At 35.6% G+C, this 15,565-nt stretch carries 19 protein-coding genes and 1 other annotated feature; of the genes, 15 read left to right on the top strand and 4 right to left on the bottom strand.

Annotated features, from left to right (window positions below):
* Nucleotides 1–5 precede the first annotated feature (5 nt).
* The 3 genes from tenA to M1D60_RS10490 all read left to right on the top strand — a co-directional run bounded on the left by tenA (nucleotide 6) and on the right by M1D60_RS10490 (nucleotide 2,041).
* Nucleotides 6–680 carry a thiaminase II gene (tenA, locus tag M1D60_RS10480; RefSeq protein WP_456279098.1) on the top strand — a complete coding sequence of 225 codons (675 nt, stop codon included), beginning with the start codon at nucleotides 6–8 and terminating at the stop codon, nucleotides 678–680.
* A 322-nt stretch (nucleotides 681–1,002) separates the two neighbouring features.
* Nucleotides 1,003–1,221: a YozE family protein gene (locus M1D60_RS10485; protein WP_456279099.1), complete on the top strand. Its 219-nt coding sequence runs from the start codon at nucleotides 1,003–1,005 to the stop codon at nucleotides 1,219–1,221.
* Between the two features lie 124 nt (nucleotides 1,222–1,345).
* Entirely contained in the window at nucleotides 1,346–2,041 is a 696-nt protein-coding gene (locus tag M1D60_RS10490) for a hypothetical protein (RefSeq protein ID WP_456279100.1), read from the top strand.
* On the opposite strand, the gene M1D60_RS10495 is transcribed toward M1D60_RS10490, so the two are convergent.
* Nucleotides 2,038–2,226 (bottom strand): hypothetical protein, encoded by a 189-nt coding sequence (locus M1D60_RS10495; protein WP_456279101.1) that lies wholly within the window; start codon nucleotides 2,224–2,226, stop codon nucleotides 2,038–2,040. The genes M1D60_RS10490 and M1D60_RS10495 overlap by 4 nt on opposite strands.
* A 150-nt stretch (nucleotides 2,227–2,376) precedes the next feature.
* Between M1D60_RS10495 and M1D60_RS10500 the strand changes: the two genes are divergently transcribed.
* Complete coding sequence (locus M1D60_RS10500) at nucleotides 2,377–2,559, top strand: YozD family protein (RefSeq protein WP_456279102.1); 183 nt, start codon at nucleotides 2,377–2,379, stop codon at nucleotides 2,557–2,559.
* 112 nt (nucleotides 2,560–2,671) lie between these two features.
* Here M1D60_RS10500 and M1D60_RS10505 read toward each other — a convergent pair whose 3' ends face one another.
* Entirely contained in the window at nucleotides 2,672–3,775 is a 1,104-nt protein-coding gene (locus M1D60_RS10505) for a DUF2515 family protein (RefSeq protein WP_456279103.1), read from the bottom strand.
* Between the two features lie 547 nt (nucleotides 3,776–4,322).
* Between M1D60_RS10505 and M1D60_RS10510 the strand changes: the two genes are divergently transcribed.
* The 3 genes from M1D60_RS10510 (at nucleotide 4,323) to M1D60_RS10520 (ending at nucleotide 6,053) form a co-directional block, all read left to right on the top strand.
* Nucleotides 4,323–4,835 (top strand): hypothetical protein, encoded by a 513-nt coding sequence (locus tag M1D60_RS10510; RefSeq protein WP_456279104.1) that lies wholly within the window; start codon nucleotides 4,323–4,325, stop codon nucleotides 4,833–4,835.
* A 69-nt stretch (nucleotides 4,836–4,904) separates the two neighbouring features.
* Nucleotides 4,905–5,516: a hypothetical protein gene (locus M1D60_RS10515; protein WP_456279105.1), complete on the top strand. Its 612-nt coding sequence runs from the start codon at nucleotides 4,905–4,907 to the stop codon at nucleotides 5,514–5,516.
* A 216-nt stretch (nucleotides 5,517–5,732) separates the two neighbouring features.
* Nucleotides 5,733–6,053: a hypothetical protein gene (locus M1D60_RS10520; protein ID WP_456279106.1), complete on the top strand. Its 321-nt coding sequence runs from the start codon at nucleotides 5,733–5,735 to the stop codon at nucleotides 6,051–6,053.
* Nucleotides 6,054–6,110: 57 nt separating this feature from the next.
* On the opposite strand, the gene M1D60_RS10525 is transcribed toward M1D60_RS10520, so the two are convergent.
* Entirely contained in the window at nucleotides 6,111–6,239 is a 129-nt protein-coding gene (locus M1D60_RS10525) for a hypothetical protein (protein WP_275580297.1), read from the bottom strand.
* A 123-nt stretch (nucleotides 6,240–6,362) separates the two neighbouring features.
* Nucleotides 6,363–6,575 (top strand) — a binding site (T-box leader).
* Between the two features lie 54 nt (nucleotides 6,576–6,629).
* Between M1D60_RS10525 and argS the strand changes: the two genes are divergently transcribed.
* The 3 genes from argS (at nucleotide 6,630) to M1D60_RS10540 (ending at nucleotide 10,982) form a co-directional block, all read left to right on the top strand.
* Entirely contained in the window at nucleotides 6,630–8,312 is a 1,683-nt protein-coding gene (gene argS, locus M1D60_RS10530; protein WP_456279107.1) for an arginine--tRNA ligase, read from the top strand.
* 59 nt (nucleotides 8,313–8,371) lie between these two features.
* Nucleotides 8,372–9,181 (top strand): bifunctional DNA-formamidopyrimidine glycosylase/DNA-(apurinic or apyrimidinic site) lyase, encoded by an 810-nt coding sequence (mutM, locus tag M1D60_RS10535; RefSeq protein ID WP_456279108.1) that lies wholly within the window; start codon nucleotides 8,372–8,374, stop codon nucleotides 9,179–9,181.
* A gap of 133 nt (nucleotides 9,182–9,314) precedes the next feature.
* Nucleotides 9,315–10,982 (top strand): DUF2339 domain-containing protein, encoded by a 1,668-nt coding sequence (locus M1D60_RS10540; protein ID WP_456279109.1) that lies wholly within the window; start codon nucleotides 9,315–9,317, stop codon nucleotides 10,980–10,982.
* Between the two features lie 425 nt (nucleotides 10,983–11,407).
* On the opposite strand, the gene M1D60_RS10545 is transcribed toward M1D60_RS10540, so the two are convergent.
* Nucleotides 11,408–11,662 carry a hypothetical protein gene (locus M1D60_RS10545; protein WP_456279110.1) on the bottom strand — a complete coding sequence of 85 codons (255 nt, stop codon included), beginning with the start codon at nucleotides 11,660–11,662 and terminating at the stop codon, nucleotides 11,408–11,410.
* An 85-nt stretch (nucleotides 11,663–11,747) separates the two neighbouring features.
* Here M1D60_RS10545 and M1D60_RS10550 point away from each other — a divergent pair, with 85 nt between their 5' ends.
* The 5 genes from M1D60_RS10550 (at nucleotide 11,748) to M1D60_RS10570 (ending at nucleotide 15,471) form a co-directional block, all read left to right on the top strand.
* Nucleotides 11,748–12,092, top strand: a complete 345-nt coding sequence (locus tag M1D60_RS10550) for a YojF family protein (protein ID WP_456279111.1) — start codon at nucleotides 11,748–11,750, stop codon at nucleotides 12,090–12,092.
* Between the two features lie 12 nt (nucleotides 12,093–12,104).
* Nucleotides 12,105–12,770, top strand: a complete 666-nt coding sequence (bshB2, locus tag M1D60_RS10555) for a bacillithiol biosynthesis deacetylase BshB2 (protein ID WP_456279112.1) — start codon at nucleotides 12,105–12,107, stop codon at nucleotides 12,768–12,770.
* Nucleotides 12,763–13,029 (top strand): hypothetical protein, encoded by a 267-nt coding sequence (locus M1D60_RS10560; RefSeq protein ID WP_456279113.1) that lies wholly within the window; start codon nucleotides 12,763–12,765, stop codon nucleotides 13,027–13,029. Before bshB2 ends, M1D60_RS10560 begins: the two co-directional genes overlap by 8 nt.
* Nucleotides 13,030–13,381: 352 nt before the next feature.
* Nucleotides 13,382–14,407: a sporulation integral membrane protein YtvI gene (gene ytvI, locus M1D60_RS10565; RefSeq protein ID WP_456279114.1), complete on the top strand. Its 1,026-nt coding sequence runs from the start codon at nucleotides 13,382–13,384 to the stop codon at nucleotides 14,405–14,407.
* Between the two features lie 326 nt (nucleotides 14,408–14,733).
* Nucleotides 14,734–15,471, top strand: a complete 738-nt coding sequence (locus M1D60_RS10570) for a CAP domain-containing protein (protein WP_456279115.1) — start codon at nucleotides 14,734–14,736, stop codon at nucleotides 15,469–15,471.
* Nucleotides 15,472–15,565: the final 94 nt, after the last annotated feature.

The following is a 15,565-nucleotide window of genomic DNA, read 5'->3' on the forward strand; positions in this document are numbered from 1 at the left end:
TAAAAATGAAATTTACCGAACGTCTGTATCATAATATTCAGCCAGACTGGCAAAAAAATCATGCCCATCCGTTTGTCAAAGGAATGGGTGATGGAACACTTGATAAAGAGAAATTCCGATTCTATATGATTCAAGATTATTTGTATTTAATTGATTATGCAAAGCTGTTTGCCTTAGGCGCTATTAAAGCCAATGATCTAGAAACAATGGGGAAATTTGCAGCATTATTAAATTCGACTTTAAATGAAGAAATGTCTCTACACCGTAGCTATGCAACTAAATTTGATATATCAAACGAAGAGATAGAAAATGCAGAGCCATCCCCAATCACACTCGCTTATTCACACTACATGCTTCATCAGGCACAAAACGGCACATTAGCCCATCTTGTGGCTGCCTTGCTACCATGCATGTGGAGCTATTGGGACATTGGTAAAGAACTAAGTAAGATTCCAGGAGCAGCTACCCATGAGTTTTACGGAGAATGGATTAGTATGTATAGCTCAGAAGAATTCGGTACGCTAGCAACCTGGTGTATAGACTTACTTGATGAATTAGCAGAAGGAAAGCCTGAAAAAGAACTATTAGAATTAGAACAAATATTCCTTAACACAACTCGTTTTGAATACATGTTCTGGGATATGGCATACAACCTCCAAATGTGGCCAAAAGAAAACTAACATATTTACGGATAGAATGAGATAAGGACTGCTTCTTTTTACAAAAGATTTGTTAAAGAACATTGTGGATATTTTGCAGAGTTGATTGAAGTGGAAGGATGCGAGACTCCTGCGGGAGAAGCGTGGTGAAGGAGACCCCGCAGGCGGAAACGCCGAGGAGGCTCCCGAACCCGCCCGCGGAAAGCGAGTGTCCTGGAACGGAAATCAACAACAGAGTTTAACATTCTTTACAAAAAATCGCTTAACGATTGGACAAAATATAGGTCTCTGCTATAATGATAAACTACAGATTACAAGCGAATGATGTAAGGAGGCAGTACCCTTGACCAAATCTTTTTATCACTTTTTATTAAAATATAGGGCATTAAAACCCAATGACGAAATTTCTGAATTTGCCAATGCTGCCTACGAGGACCATGGTTTCCCCAAGCAGTCAACAGACTATTATGAATTAACGAATTACCTAGAATTAAACGGTTTTTATTTAAAAAGTATGGCTGTGTTTGATCATGCATGGGACTTATATAAACATAACGGATAGTGCTCAACCTGAGCACTATTTTTCTTTTGCCTAGAATATCCAAATCTGATTTTCTTCTTTTCTTATTCGCGATTCCTTATATTTTGCATATACTACACTATCAATTATTACGATGTCTAAGGGAGTGATCACCTTGAAGAATAAAAAACCAAAATTTAAGGTTGGAGACATCGTCGTGATTACTATTTTTGGCACTGTTTGTAAAATATCTAGCGTAAAGAAGCTAGATGGTATGTTTGTCTATGAATTAAGCAATAAAGAAGGCATTTACTTAGAAGACACACTGACAAGTATTCGAGAATACGATGATACAATCCCTAAAAAAGAGTCTCTTCAGATTGAATTTAAATATTTTTTCGGAGACATTGTCCAAGTAGAAGGATATGAGGGAGATCTATTTAGAATTGTAGGACTCAGAACTGAAATATGGAGATATAAAAAAGATGCATGGGAAGATATAACCTATGAACTATCCAGGATATCTGATGGAGAGTGGTTGGAGGCTAGTGAGGAAGAACTTGTGTTAATAGCCGACCAAGCGGATGCTCCTGTATTTCTGCAAAAGTTAGACGTGTCTTATAAAAAATCAAAAGAAACTAAGGTGATGGAGTTGTTACAGGCTATGAATCTGCAACGAAAGACAGAAAAAGAACTCCTTCGGTTAAAACGAGAGCGTAAAGCTATTATTGATGGTTTGCTAGATGTATATAACGACTACAAAACTCTTTATGAGCTTTTTGAAGAAGAAGAATATAAAGATGTAATGGATCTCGTGATGGATAATTTGGTGAAACTCACCACAGATAAATCAGCCAACTAAAACTTAATCATAAATTGAATAAAAATCCATAGAAAATAAGGAATCCCACCAAATAAAATCACCTTAAACATGCCGTCCGTAATTTTTTCCATAACTTCATCGAAAGAAGAGTACTGCTCAATTATTTTCACTTCATTTGCTGGGCGTTCTAACTGATTCCTTTTTAACTCTAATAACTTGTCCATTGTTTAGCCTCCTATTTAGCTTGTCCATTTTATATTTACTAACATCCTATGATTTCCGTTTTAGAATAGAACTGATTTATTCGAACGAATATGAAACTTTTTATCATAAAAATGGAATGGACAACATAAATCGAAATAAGGGGTGATAACATGAAAGAGATTGAAGTGGTGATAGATACTGAGGAGCTAGCTGAGTTTATTTATGAACAACTTCTTCTTAGAGGTTATGTCCCTAGTGATGAAGAAGTCGAAGAGGTTGCTGATGTGGTGTTTGATTACTTATTAACAAAACAGGTTGTTGAAGAAATTTGGGAAGAGGAAACCGATTCATGAACGGCGATTCATTCGTCGTTTTTACTTTTCAATAGCTCACCAAAAAGAGTAGCGCTTAATGTGCTACTCTTTTTGGATGAATTCTAGCTGCCGACACTAGTTCGGCGGCTTTTTACGTTACTATCTCCTTAAGATTTTTCAAGACCTCTAGGTGCTCAAGATCTGATTTATAGTCCTTTGTTAGTTTATAAGAATAAGGAATATAGTACTCTTTTAACTGTACAATCATCTTGTTCGAGGTGAACCAATCAGGAAAGTCCTTGAAGGTGTGCGTAAAGTTAGGCCATGTTTGCTCTAGGGTAGGACTGTAGAATAAGTGTTCGTTCGTTGAAACTGTCGTGAAGATATCTGGCCAAAAGTCTGCTCTAGAACCACTATGAGGGGTAAGTTCAGCAAATGAAAAAGCTGGCTTTAGTATACTGTGAAATAGGATTCCATAAAGCTTCTTACCCGTTTCAATTCGAGCATCTACATCCTCGAAATCGTGGACAGTTACTCCTGCTAACTCCATATTTTTACGTTTGTAAGGAAATAAAACATCAGTAAAACCGAGTCGTTCCTGACCTTTAAATAGAATCGTGTTTAAAACCTCTTTTTTGTAATAACTATTTTCAATTAAGCGTGTTTGGATATAATTTTGTTCATTTATAATGAGTGCGATAGTTAAAAGCTGAGAATTTTGAGATGTCCAGAAAAAATCCCAGATAGGTGTCATGAAAGCTGAAACCGAGAAATGGGGAAGCAAGTGAAAGAGAGGCTTCTTCACTTTTTTACTATGTTCATAAAGCAATAATTGCGGATATACGTCGTGAAATATTAGAGCATTTGCCTTTTCAAGAAATTCAAAAAAGGTGTTTGATTGACCATCTGGAATGAACGGACTGATTAGAGAACCTTTTAAATCCGTCATATTCCATCCACCATTCCGAGATACCATATGAGCTAGAAATGACCAATGGATTTCCTTATGCCTTTTGTAAAAATCAAGATAAGCCTTCGTTCTTGTGATGTTATTGAGGTTCCACTCTTTCGTTTCTTTTTGTATACGTTCAATGATGTGCTGATCAGTGATTTGGAGTGGTTTAGAATCTTCTTTTGGTGAAAGCAAATTTGATTTAAGTGATTCAAATTCTTTATTAGTAACAGTTGACTTTATTTTATAACGAGACTCCTTACTAGGATGTAAGGAATGGAAAATCTTCTTCAATAGATCCACCTTAATGCCCTCCTCTATTGTCAAAATATGAGGTAGGGCTGTTAAGGTGTTTAATTTTTCATATAAAATATTTATTATTTTCGTACATATGTCATGTTGCTCTCTCAAGAGTCTCGCACATTTTGATCCAGTAGTTGTTTTAACAAAAAAATTTTAAGAATATAGTCCCTTACTTTCCGTTGCGGTCACAAGATTCGCCGGGTAGGGTAAGAAGGTTATTTTCATTAACGTGAAAAAACCTACCTCCTCGACCTCTAAACTGTTCCGTTTTGAGGTGCATTATAATAAAATGACAAACTAATTGGGATTGGGATTGACGTGTGTCAATTCTTATTATATAAAGGGTTTTTGATATATTTCATAGAATAATGCCATATGAAATCTAAAAGATAATAGTTGTTGTACACCATAAAAAGGGTGTCATTTAGCCTGTCATTTTGATGACAATTTAACCGTCCTTTCAATTAATAAATTAATTAATAGTTATTATAAAACACAAGAGTTTATTAACGAACGGAGCAGTTTAGTGAGGGAAGGGGAGAATGTCATGTTAAAAAAAATGGGAATCTTTATAGCGGTAATTGTGATTATATTAGTCGGTATGCTACTGTATTTAAAAATTAATCCTCCTTTAGAAATTCGAGGTCTTGGTGGTAATGCCGAACAGGCTGAAAATAACCCAAGTGAAAAAGGAAATCCTTTTGTAATTGTGGCTCAACCAGAGAATAAAGGATTCGTTAATATAAGATTAAAAGAAGTTCTTATAAATTCGAATGAAAAGCCTATTAAAGCAGAACTTGGAGTTGGTCGTTCTAATCATATGGTAATGGTTACACAGGCGTTAGGAAATATCGGTGAAGATGAAGCAATCAGCTTTCATCAGATAAGTGAATATCCAATAAGGCCATTAAATAAGGTCCAAAATAATCAAGTGAATTCTAATACAATTAAGCATTATGGTATTTCAGTTTTTCATGATAAAAAAATAAATAATCTTATCATTAAATATATTTATTTTGGAATACCTTTCGAAAAAGAAATAGACTTAAATGCAGACTAATATTCTAGGGGTGCTTTACTTGAACACAGTTTATGCTTTTTTTGGAACATTAAATTTGAGGTGAAGGACTTGCAATTTACGAATGAACAGTTAAAAGCAATAATTTCAGAAGAACCAATTGGCGAAACATTTCCATATAACACAAAGGATAAGAACGAAATTGAAAAGCATATTAAAAATCTTTTTTGTACTCTTAATCGTTCAGAATCCTTCAAATGTGAAGCTATCTTTGATCATTATGGAAGTGGTTATGCTTCCTATGTCGATTTATTTTGTTATAGAAGAGATGGAAGTAGTAAGTTAAGTGAAAAATATATTGAAAAGGATTCTCTTACTTCTATCCAATTCGAAGGGCTTGTTATTTACATAAGTCGTTTAGCACCCGTTGCCATTATTGGAAAAGATGAACGTTATAAGTACATTATAGATAATGACAAAATAAAAGATGAATTTTTCGGTGCAATGAGCATGATTAGTAAGCCAGAAGATGTATTGGATGAACCACCACATTTTATGGTAGATGAATTTCGAGAAATCAAACAGTTATTAAATCATAAGGGCTATACCATTTTAAATAAACAATATTTGTCTCAAAACCTCCCGTTTAAAACGAAAATTGCGACGCTTACAGAGCCAAGGCAATATAAAGTGTTCGATGCTATTTTTTATTGGATGGATTAACTTTATGTGTAGCATCATCTTCAATTATTAGGGGCATTTCTCCAAGAAGGAGAAGTGCTGTTTTAACTAAACAATGTCTTTGTAAGCTAGATCAACTTTTATATCATAATAATTTTTTATTAGACAAAAATTTCACCCGATAGATGACGATATTTGACAATTTTTTCTATGTAATTTATGTATGATGGTAGAAAAGCATGTCTTGGGGTGAGGGAAATGATCGATCCAATGACAATTTCACCAAGAAAGAACGAAGTAAACTGCTATGATGTCACATTATTACAAACGCCTAGGATTGGCCAAAAAAAAGGATATCGTTCGGTTTACCGCTTAAATGTTCATGCGGGCAACCATCATGAAGCAATGTATGAAGTGTTTAAAACATTTAATGTAAAAGAATTAATGCCACAAGGAACAGAAGCTAGGTACATCCGAACTGGGGATATTTTGTATTTTGATGAAGGACGAGATGGTATGACCTATTATCAATTAAAGCCTGAAGGTTGGCGGAAAATTGGACGAGTTCATGTCAGGTAAAGCTTATTAAAAGTAAAACAAGAAAAAATAACTTTTTCTTGTTTTACATGGTTATGCTTAAGTGTTTTTTCTTTCCTTGGCAGAGTTTTCTTTGCCGTGTGCATTTTCCTCTGCAATGATTGCTTCCGGTGGAATATGATTGTTTTTCTTTGGCTGATTGACACGATTACGGTGTTTTTTACCCATGTTGATTCCCTCCTTTTTTGTCTATAGTATTTTTTGTAATTAGTGAAATAAAATTGATGGTAAAAAATACTGTTAAAAAAATAGTTGATGAACTGGAAAATTTATGTATAATTAATAAAAAATAATGAATCAACGATGAAGAGAGTAATAACCAATGCTCTAGAAAAGCGAATCAGGGATGGTGTGAGCCTGGTCTAACATTGCTTATGAAGCGCACTTCTGAGATGTATACTCAATTCGAAAAGAGTATGCCGGCTTATAGCCGTTACCTAGTAAAGTGGTTCTTTTTAAGAACAAACAGAGTGGTACCACGGGAATTAAACTCTCGTCTCTAATTTATAGAGGCGGGAGTTTTTTGTATTCCCACGATTAAGTAAAGGAGGAAGGCATATGTTTGTAAAGAAAACAGCAGAAGTTCTGTCTGAGTATATTTCCCTGAGTGAATTGGAAATTTATTTGGCATTAGAAAAACCTAAGCATAAAGGTTACGGGGATCTTTCGTTTCCATGTTTTATTTTGGCGAAAAAATTAAAAAAGTCACCTACCCAGATTGCAAATGAGCTGATCGCTTCAATCAATCATCCATATTTTAGGGAATTAGAATCTGTTGGTGGTTATCTAAACATCTTCTTGGAACAGGAGACTTTATTTGAATCAGTTTTAGAAAGCATTCATAAAGAGAAAGAAAAGTATGGCTATAGTCCAAAAGGGGAAGGACAGAAGATTGTAATTGACATGTCTTCTCCTAATATCGCGAAGCCTTTTTCAATGGGGCATTTGCGGTCAACAGTCATAGGAAATGCCATTTCAAACCTTTATGAAAAAATGGGGTACCAGGTTACTAAGATTAACTATATTGGGGATTGGGGAACCCAGTTTGGAAAACTTATTGCCGCCTATAAGAAATGGGGAGATGGTGGTGATCTTACTAATCAGCCTATAAAAGAATTATTAGCGCTTTATATAAAATTTCATGAGGAGGCAGAAAAGAACCCATTATTAAATGATGAGGGAAGAGAGTGGTTTAAAAAGCTAGAGGATGGTCATGAAGGAGCGACAGAGCTATGGAATTGGTTCAGAAACTTGTCCCTTGAAGAATTTGAGCGAATTTACAAACTGTTAGATGTAAATTTTCATCATATTCAAGGAGAGTCGTTCTTTAACGATAAGATGGATAAAGTAATTGAGGAACTTAATGAAAAAGGATTATTGACAGAGTCAGAAGGTGCTCAGATTGTCTCCCTTCAAGATAAAGAGCTACCACCTTGTTTAATTGTTAAGCGGGACGGTGCGACTTTATATGCCACTCGAGATCTGGCTGCGGTTTTATACCGAAAAGAGGCTTATCACTTCAATAAAGCTATTTATGTAGTAGGTCAAGAACAATCGCTCCACTTTAAACAGATCAAAGAGGTCCTTAAGAAGATGGATTATGAATGGGCGAATGAATTGATTCATGTTCCTTTCGGGTTGATTTTAAGTGATGGAAAGAAAATGTCGACGCGTAAAGGAAAGATTGTCTTACTAGATGAAGTGATCAATGAAGCCATCTCCTTAGCAAAAAAGAACATTGAAGAAAAAAATCCTGATTTACAGAACCAATCAGAGATCTCCACGATGATAGGCGTTGGTGCAATTGTCTTTCATGATTTAAAACACCATCGAAATCATGACTTTGAATTTTCTCTAAAGGAAATGCTAGCTTTCGAAGGAGAAACAGGACCATATCTACAATATACCTATGCCAGAATTCAGTCTCTTCTTAAAAAGGGAGAGTTTAAGTCACAAGCAAAGCATTCTATTCGTGCATATGACCAGGAAGGGTGGGAGGCTGTTAAGTTACTTTCCCAGTTTCCACAAGTAATTGAGAAGGCCTGTGACGACCATGATCCATCTCATATTGCCCGTTTTACACTTGATCTTGCGAAGGAGTTTAACTCGTATTATCATTCCGTCAAGATGATTGACTATTCCGATTCACAAGGAATGAGATTACAGCTCGCGTACTCTATAGGGGTTGTTTTAAAGGAGTGCCTAAGACTTCTTGGGGTTAAGGCTCCAATGAAAATGTAAATTTGGTGATTTGAATTGACGGCTACTACAAAAGCTAGATAAAAAAGTAGGTGATTTATATGCCCGAACTTCCAGAGATGGAAAATTATCGAAGACTTTTAAGTAGACAGGTTCAGCACAAACCCATTACAGATGTACATGTAAATCGAGAGAAATCCATTAATGTTTCTGTCAGTGAATTTCATCGTCGTGTCGTTGGTCAACACATCGTCGAAATCAAACGAAGAGGTAAACACTTGATTTTTGAATTGCAAAACGGAGATTCTCTTTTGTTACACTTAATGCTTGGTGGGACGATGTACTTAGGCTCAGAAGTGGATCAACCAAAGAGGACGAAGCAGGTCATTTTTGATTTTCAAAATAGTGAATTGTTTTTTATTGGACTAAGGCTTGGCTATCTTCATCTCTTATCAAGGGAACAACTTGAAGCTGAATTTAAGGATCTTGGTCCAGAACCATTGGATCCATCCTTCACATTTGATGTATTTAAAGATAGAGTTGGGAAGAAAAAAGGTAAGCTAAAGCCGACACTATTAGATCAACAATTCGTCGCCGGAATAGGTAACTGTTATTCAGACGAAATCTGTTATCATGCACAGTTACTACCGATGAGGAAGTGGAATGAGTTACAGGATAACGAGCTACAGCAGCTCTACTCAAGTATAGGTTTTGTTTTAAATCGTGCACTTGAGCTTGGAGGTTATATGGAGATGCCTTTATTTAAGCTTGATCAGTTAACAGGTGGATATAATGAAAACTGTCTGGTGTATGATCGTGAAGGAGAGAGCTGTAGCCGGTGTGGTCAAACGATTGTTAAGGTTGAACTAGCATCTAGAAAATGTTTTTATTGTCCGGGATGCCAACACTAAGAGTATTGACTGTAACTTAAGAAACTTGCATCTAAAAGAGAAACTCAACGATTTCAAGCAGGTAAATAAAAGAGTAAAGAGAATTAATTAATAGTATAACTAGGGAGAAATGCTATTAAGAAAGAGGTTCTCAATGACTGAACAAGAAAAGATTCAAGAATTAGAGAAAAGAGTATACCAGTTAGAAAAAGAAGCACATGATTTAAAAATGAGCTTACTTCAATTAAAAAGAGAAAGTCGTATGGAGACGAAACAAACTCCCTTAAGTGAGGAGCAAGCTACTTCCATAAATACTAATTCTCAAAAAGTTCAAGAAGAAAAAAGAGTTATTGATTGGGAAAAACAAATTGGTCAGGTTTGGATGCCTAGAATTTTTATCTTTGTATTGTTATTAGGAGTTGTATGGGGATTTAAGGCGGCTTCAGACTACGGATATTTAAATCATACCGTTAAGATTGGTATTGGGGTCATTTCAGCTTTCGTATTATTTTATCTTGGGCAACACCAAATTAAGAAGAGTAGAGTGGCCCTAGGGCAGGTTTTACTAGGCGGAAGTATTGTATTACTATTTATCGTTACGTTCGCTGCACATATGTTATACGGGATGATTTCTACACTTCCTGCCTTGCTATTAAATATAGTATGGATTGTTTTAGGAATGTTTTTAGCACATCAATATAAGTCTGAACCATTGGCGGTTCTTACCGCTGTTGGTGGTTTCCTAATCCCATTCCTTCTTGAAAGTCAAAACCCAGCAGTACTTAATTTTGTCCTATTCGAAACCCTATTGTATATTGCTTTTTTACTATTTGCGCTAAAGAAGTCTTATCCAATTCTATACCATGTGGCGTTTGGATTATTGCATATAACCCTTTTAATCGGGGCCCTTGTTATCCAGCCAGACCAAATTGAACTATTCGGGATAGCGGTAATGATCCAGCACATTGTTTTATTAGGAACATTCATTTGGAAGCACACATTTATTAAGCATCAAATTCCAGTTTTATTTACAAGCTCTGTTTTAACCTTTACCTGGATTAGATTTACCTTTTCAGTCGGTGAGTTTGAACTCTTCACTCTCTTGATGTTTGCAGGATATGGGATTTTGTCGTTTTTTTATTGGAAAAAGGACAGAATTCGCTTATCTGTAACTATAGCGGTTGCTACTGTTTCTTTATTGCTATTGATGGTAAGTAGATTTGAACTAGAAAATATTACTGGTTTGCTAATTGTTCATGGGTTGATCTCGTTCTTCCTAGGTATCATTTCAAAGTCAAAACTTCAGCAAGCAATTGGTGCCATTATATATATTGGCAACTCATTTCTAGTGCTTAGTAAGACATTTGAAGAAATCTTGTCGGTTGAATTTGTTAACTGGGTCCTACTTATTGGATCAGTTTTCCTGATAAGAAGTATGATATTACCTAGGATGGAAGTTAGAAGAGACTTAGAGAGAACCAAGATTGATCAGATTGTCCATATTATCTTACTAGTTCTCATTCTATTCTTCATCACGCAAACAACAGATGCACTTACAGTAAATCTATCAGTAAATGTACAGTACATGTCGATTTCCTTTGCATGGGCAATTTACGCCTTGACCTTAATTACTTTAGGTGTGAATAAAAAACATAAACGTTTACGTTTAGCCGGATTATGTCTATTATTTGTCACCTTAGCCAAGCTAATCCTTATAGATCTAGCATATATTTCATTACTAATTAGAGCGATCTTGTTCTTTGGGATTGGAGTAATCGGGGTAGTGGGGTCAAGAATTTTTTATAAGTCTGGTTCCAATTAAAAGAAGCTGGGACATAAGTATCTCAGCCAGTGATAAATAAACCCGAACTATTAGGCGAGATTTTGATGTATCTTTCACCTACTAGTTCGGTCTTTATTTTTTACCTTCAATTAATTTGTTGGTTGTGCATACTATTTTTATAACCTAGTGGAATGGAGCGGAAGGCACTCGACTCCTGCGGGAGTAGCGGGACAGGTGAGACCCCGCAGGCGAAGCCGAGGAGGCTCACCGCCCGCCCCGCGGAAAGCGAGTGCCTGAAGCGCAATGGAACAACTCTGTTTTTCCAGCTTAACTGGTTAATAAGTATGAAAGAAACGAAAAACAGTATTATATTTGGTCGGCATACTAATTTAGAGATGATTCGTCTTTGAGACTGGTGTATTAGGTTTTGTCCCAGCCTCTATGAAATATGTAATCGTTTTGAATTATGATGCAGTTCCATCTGATGCAATCAATGTTACCTCACTTAATAAAGAGGCTTCGTCAGCTAAGATTAAGGACCCATCCCTAATAAGTCCTTTAAATTGATGAATAGGAAAAGCACCGCGAGATTTTGATTGTTCCATTTCGATTTTAACTGTCTTTTCATTAAGTTGGATAATGCGTAAAGTTTGTGCTTTACTAAAATTAGGGATAAACTTTTCAGTAATAGAGAAAATCATATTTTCTTGTAATTCCAATATTCTCACCCTTTGTTAAGATTTACTAATTTTAATGTGTCCTTGTATGATTGAATACATACATAAAAATATGGAGGATCGAAAGATGGAACCAATTATAAAAGAAAAAGTTCAACAAGCAATTGATCAGTTTGCAAACAAGCCCGTATTTTTACATTTAGAAACAACCAATGGTGCTTATGCAAGTCATTTACATGAAAAGATGGTAGTAGGTGCATATATCCGTAATGGGAAAATTGAATTTGAACATGGCAAGATTACGGGAGATGGCCCATACCGTGTAGGTCTTAAGATGGATTTAGGATGGATTTACGCTGAAGGTTTAACTGATTGGGAAATTGATGACCTTGGCAGACTTTTGGTCGCCGGTCATGATGGAGATGGAAAGCTTGCGGTAGCCTTTCAGTTAAGCTTAACACCATTTGAATAAGGAGTGAAACAAATGAAGGAACATATATTAGTTGTATTACCTCACCCAGATGATGAAGCCTTTGGGGCAGCAGGAATTATTTCTCTACATACTAAAAAAGGTGTCCCTGTAACTTATGCATGCGCAACACTTGGTGAAATGGGTAGAAACATGGGAATTCCTCCGTTTGCTAATCGAGAGACATTACCTAACATTCGTAAAAAGGAGTTAGAGGAAGCTTGTGAGGCAATGGGCATTCAAGATTTAAGATTTCTTGGATATCGTGATAAGACATTGGAATTTGAAAAAACGGAAGATGTAGCCGATACCGTTTTTCAGCTATTACAAGAGCTCCGTCCATCATTAGTTATTACACATTATCCTGGCTATGCTGTTCATCCAGATCACGATGCTTGTGGGGCTGCTACAATCCTTGCGGTATCTAGGTTACCAAAGGATGAGAGACCACCTGTTTATGCCATGGCATTTTCGAAAAACTGCCGAGAAGAGCTGGGAGAACCAGACATCTCGATTAATATTGAAGAAGTAACAAAGAACAAGATTGCTGCTTTAGCTGCCCATAAAAGTCAAACGAGCCAGATGATGAATGGTTTGGAAGAAAAGCTTGCAGCGGGAGATCAAGATTTAAAGAAATGGTTATCAACAGAATCATTTTGGACGTATCATTTTAATGACTAAATCAAATGAAGAATTATTAAACTCATTCAAGCTTTTATGGACGAATAGAAGATTTAATGAGGAAGAAGAGGCCAGTCATATTATCAAGCAGGCAATTATAACTGATCTAAAGGATGAGTTATCTCATCCACGAACAAGAACGACTCCACATAAAAAGTTTTATCTGGCCGTAAAAAGAATCACTCACTCTTCAATTCCAGAAGAGGATCAGCTGCAAATTATAAAGCTATATATAGAAGAGTTAGAACAATTATCTTAAAATCCGCAAATTTTGCGGGTTTTTTTGGATATATTATAGGACTAGGGTTAATTTATGTACATATTTATGAAAAGTGAAAAAAAGACACAAAATATTTTGTTTTATGCCGATAATTATACTTGAAAAGCTGTACTAGAAAAGGTTACTTTTAATATATGGCTCTTTTCTAAAACGTTGTTTCTTTCGTGAAGTAGATAGGGTGTTCAACCAGTCTTATAAGTTACTGATTAATGAGTAGAAAGACCAACTTTCTTTATAGCTCCATCTTATTCCTAAGGGATTTTTACGCAAGGAACAATCTATACAATAAACAGTTCACTATATAAACCGGTTAAGAAAGACAGGAGCAATCATGAAAAAATTCGCGGTGATACTTTTACTTCTCATTTTAGCGATTTACTTACTTCCAAAGAGTGTACCAATCATACTTGGATTGATCACTGCGATTATGTTTGAGCCTCTGGTATTGTTCCTACAGAAGCGCTGGAAGGTAAAAAAAGTACTTTCAGTGGTCATTGTATTTATTTTATTCTTATCTGTAACAGGCTTTTTAGGTTATTTAGTGTTTGCACAGCTTGTCGAACAATTTTTATACTTTTCAAAGAATCTACCTTTCTTACTAGCTAAATTAAATGTAATCATTGCTTTATATATGAACCAATGGGAGGTATTCTCAGCCACGGTTCCGAAAGATGTAATTGATGCAATAGAAGGAAGTTTCCGTTCACTAGAGGATTCGATCCTGAGTGCTACATCTACTATTACACAATCTATTCTTTTATTTGTTACGACGATACCGGAGCTATTAATTGAAATATTGGTTTATTTAATTGCCTTTTTCCTATTTAGTTTAGACCTACGAAAGCTAAAGATTCAAATACTTTCGTTTTTCTCTGATGAAACTAGGGATAAATTTCTTCTCATGTATCATCAGTTAAATAAAGCGGGTATTGGTTTTTTAAAGGCACAACTCCTATTTAGCTTATTAACCTTTGTATTAGCTTATTTTGGGCTATTACTACTAAATGTTGAATACACAATCCTGCTATCCATCGTGATTGTTTTTGTAGATATTTTACCAGTATTAGGAACAGGCTCAGTATTAGTTCCCTATGCAGTTTACTGTTTTATGACCAATCAGCAGGATACAGGTATTGGTCTACTCATTTTATTCCTAGTCATCACTGTGGTTAGAAGAGTAATCGAGCCTAAAGTGTATTCAACCAATATGGGGATCAGTCCTATTGCCTCATTAGTAAGTATGTATTTAGGCTTCCAGGTCCTTGGATTTATAGGCTTAATACTGGGTCCAGTCGTTGTAATTATTTATGAAACATTAAAACAAGCAGGCATTATCAAGTTTCGATTCAAACTATAAACGCTCCTATGGGCGTTTTTTTGTTGGTAAAAAATATGTTACCTCTGTTATCTTTTTTTAACAATTGTCATAATTCTTTATGTATTAAAAGTATGTCAATATGTATAAAACGGTAAAATATATTAAGAATGGTTAAAATTAGGAATTTTGCTTCTTGAGGTATTTTTTTAAAAAAAGTATAGTAATTCTAGTTTTTTTGACTAAAACAGGAAATTATCATAAATACCATTTCATAGAATGGTAGATTTGACCAAAATTATTACAAAAACCTCGTGCTATGATGTACCCGTAACAAAGTAGTTTTCTAAAACGAGGAGGTTTTTGGATTGAAAAAGACATTATTGTCGGTAGTGGTAGCAGGGACAGTCCTGATCGCAGTTCCAACTGCTGGGGCAGCCCAACATCAGGATGCAGAGACATCAGTTGTTCAGTCTCGTTATGTGGTTTCCCTTTCAAATTGGAATGAGTTTGTCCAAAAAATGTTCAAGTACTATTACTCACAACCATCCAATCAACGTACAAACAGTAATCAGACCATTGTCAAAGAGCCAGTCGAAGAAAAACAACAAGAAGTGTCTAAGGAACAACAAGCAGTAACGACTGATCAGCCACCAGTCTCACAGCCTACTAATCAAGCACCGGTACAAACGCAACCTGAAACGGTAAAGGAAAACACAAATACTTATTCTATTAGTCAATTTGAGCAGCAGGTTGTCACTTTAACCAATCAGGAACGTGCAAAATACGGTCTAAAGGCATTAACCCTAGATACAAAGCTTAGTGAGGTTGCTAGAGCGAAGTCATCTGATATGCTCAATAAAGGATATTTTTCACATACAAGTCCGACTTATGGATCACCATTTGAGATGATGAAACAGTTCGGGATTAGCTACCGAACAGCTGGTGAAAATATTGCGATGGGTCAACGTTCACCTCAAGAAGTAGTACAAGCATGGATGAACAGTGAAGGACATCGTAAAAATATTCTAAGTCAAAGCTTCACACATATCGGAGTAGGACATATTGAAGGCAATTATTGGACACAAATGTTTATAGGGAAATAAATGGCCAGAAAAGAGTACTCTTACGTTGAGTACTCTTTTGGTCACTAAACGGATTTTTTAAAAATTCATATTTCTAAACTAAACTTCCTCATTT

It is taken from the genome of Bacillus sp. AK128, from assembly GCF_053903075.1.

Excerpts from the sequence above, each read along its gene's own strand:
- M1D60_RS10495 (WP_456279101.1), bottom strand. The coding sequence starts at position 2,226 with ATGGACAAGTTATTAGAGTTAAAAAGGAATCAGTTAGAACGCCCAGCA.
- M1D60_RS10560 (WP_456279113.1), top strand. The coding sequence starts at position 12,763 with ATGACTAAATCAAATGAAGAATTATTAAACTCATTCAAGCTTTTATGG.
- M1D60_RS10500 (WP_456279102.1), top strand. The coding sequence starts at position 2,377 with ATGAAAGAGATTGAAGTGGTGATAGATACTGAGGAGCTAGCTGAGTTT.
- tenA (WP_456279098.1), top strand. The coding sequence starts at position 6 with ATGAAATTTACCGAACGTCTGTATCATAATATTCAGCCAGACTGGCAA.
- ytvI (WP_456279114.1), top strand. The coding sequence starts at position 13,382 with ATGAAAAAATTCGCGGTGATACTTTTACTTCTCATTTTAGCGATTTAC.
- mutM (WP_456279108.1), top strand. The coding sequence starts at position 8,372 with ATGCCCGAACTTCCAGAGATGGAAAATTATCGAAGACTTTTAAGTAGA.
- M1D60_RS10550 (WP_456279111.1), top strand. The coding sequence starts at position 11,748 with ATGGAACCAATTATAAAAGAAAAAGTTCAACAAGCAATTGATCAGTTT.
- bshB2 (WP_456279112.1), top strand. The coding sequence starts at position 12,105 with ATGAAGGAACATATATTAGTTGTATTACCTCACCCAGATGATGAAGCC.
- M1D60_RS10520 (WP_456279106.1), top strand. The coding sequence starts at position 5,733 with ATGATCGATCCAATGACAATTTCACCAAGAAAGAACGAAGTAAACTGC.
- M1D60_RS10525 (WP_275580297.1), bottom strand. The coding sequence starts at position 6,239 with ATGGGTAAAAAACACCGTAATCGTGTCAATCAGCCAAAGAAAAACAAT.
- argS (WP_456279107.1), top strand. The coding sequence starts at position 6,630 with ATGTTTGTAAAGAAAACAGCAGAAGTTCTGTCTGAGTATATTTCCCTG.
- M1D60_RS10540 (WP_456279109.1), top strand. The coding sequence starts at position 9,315 with ATGACTGAACAAGAAAAGATTCAAGAATTAGAGAAAAGAGTATACCAG.
- M1D60_RS10510 (WP_456279104.1), top strand. The coding sequence starts at position 4,323 with ATGTTAAAAAAAATGGGAATCTTTATAGCGGTAATTGTGATTATATTA.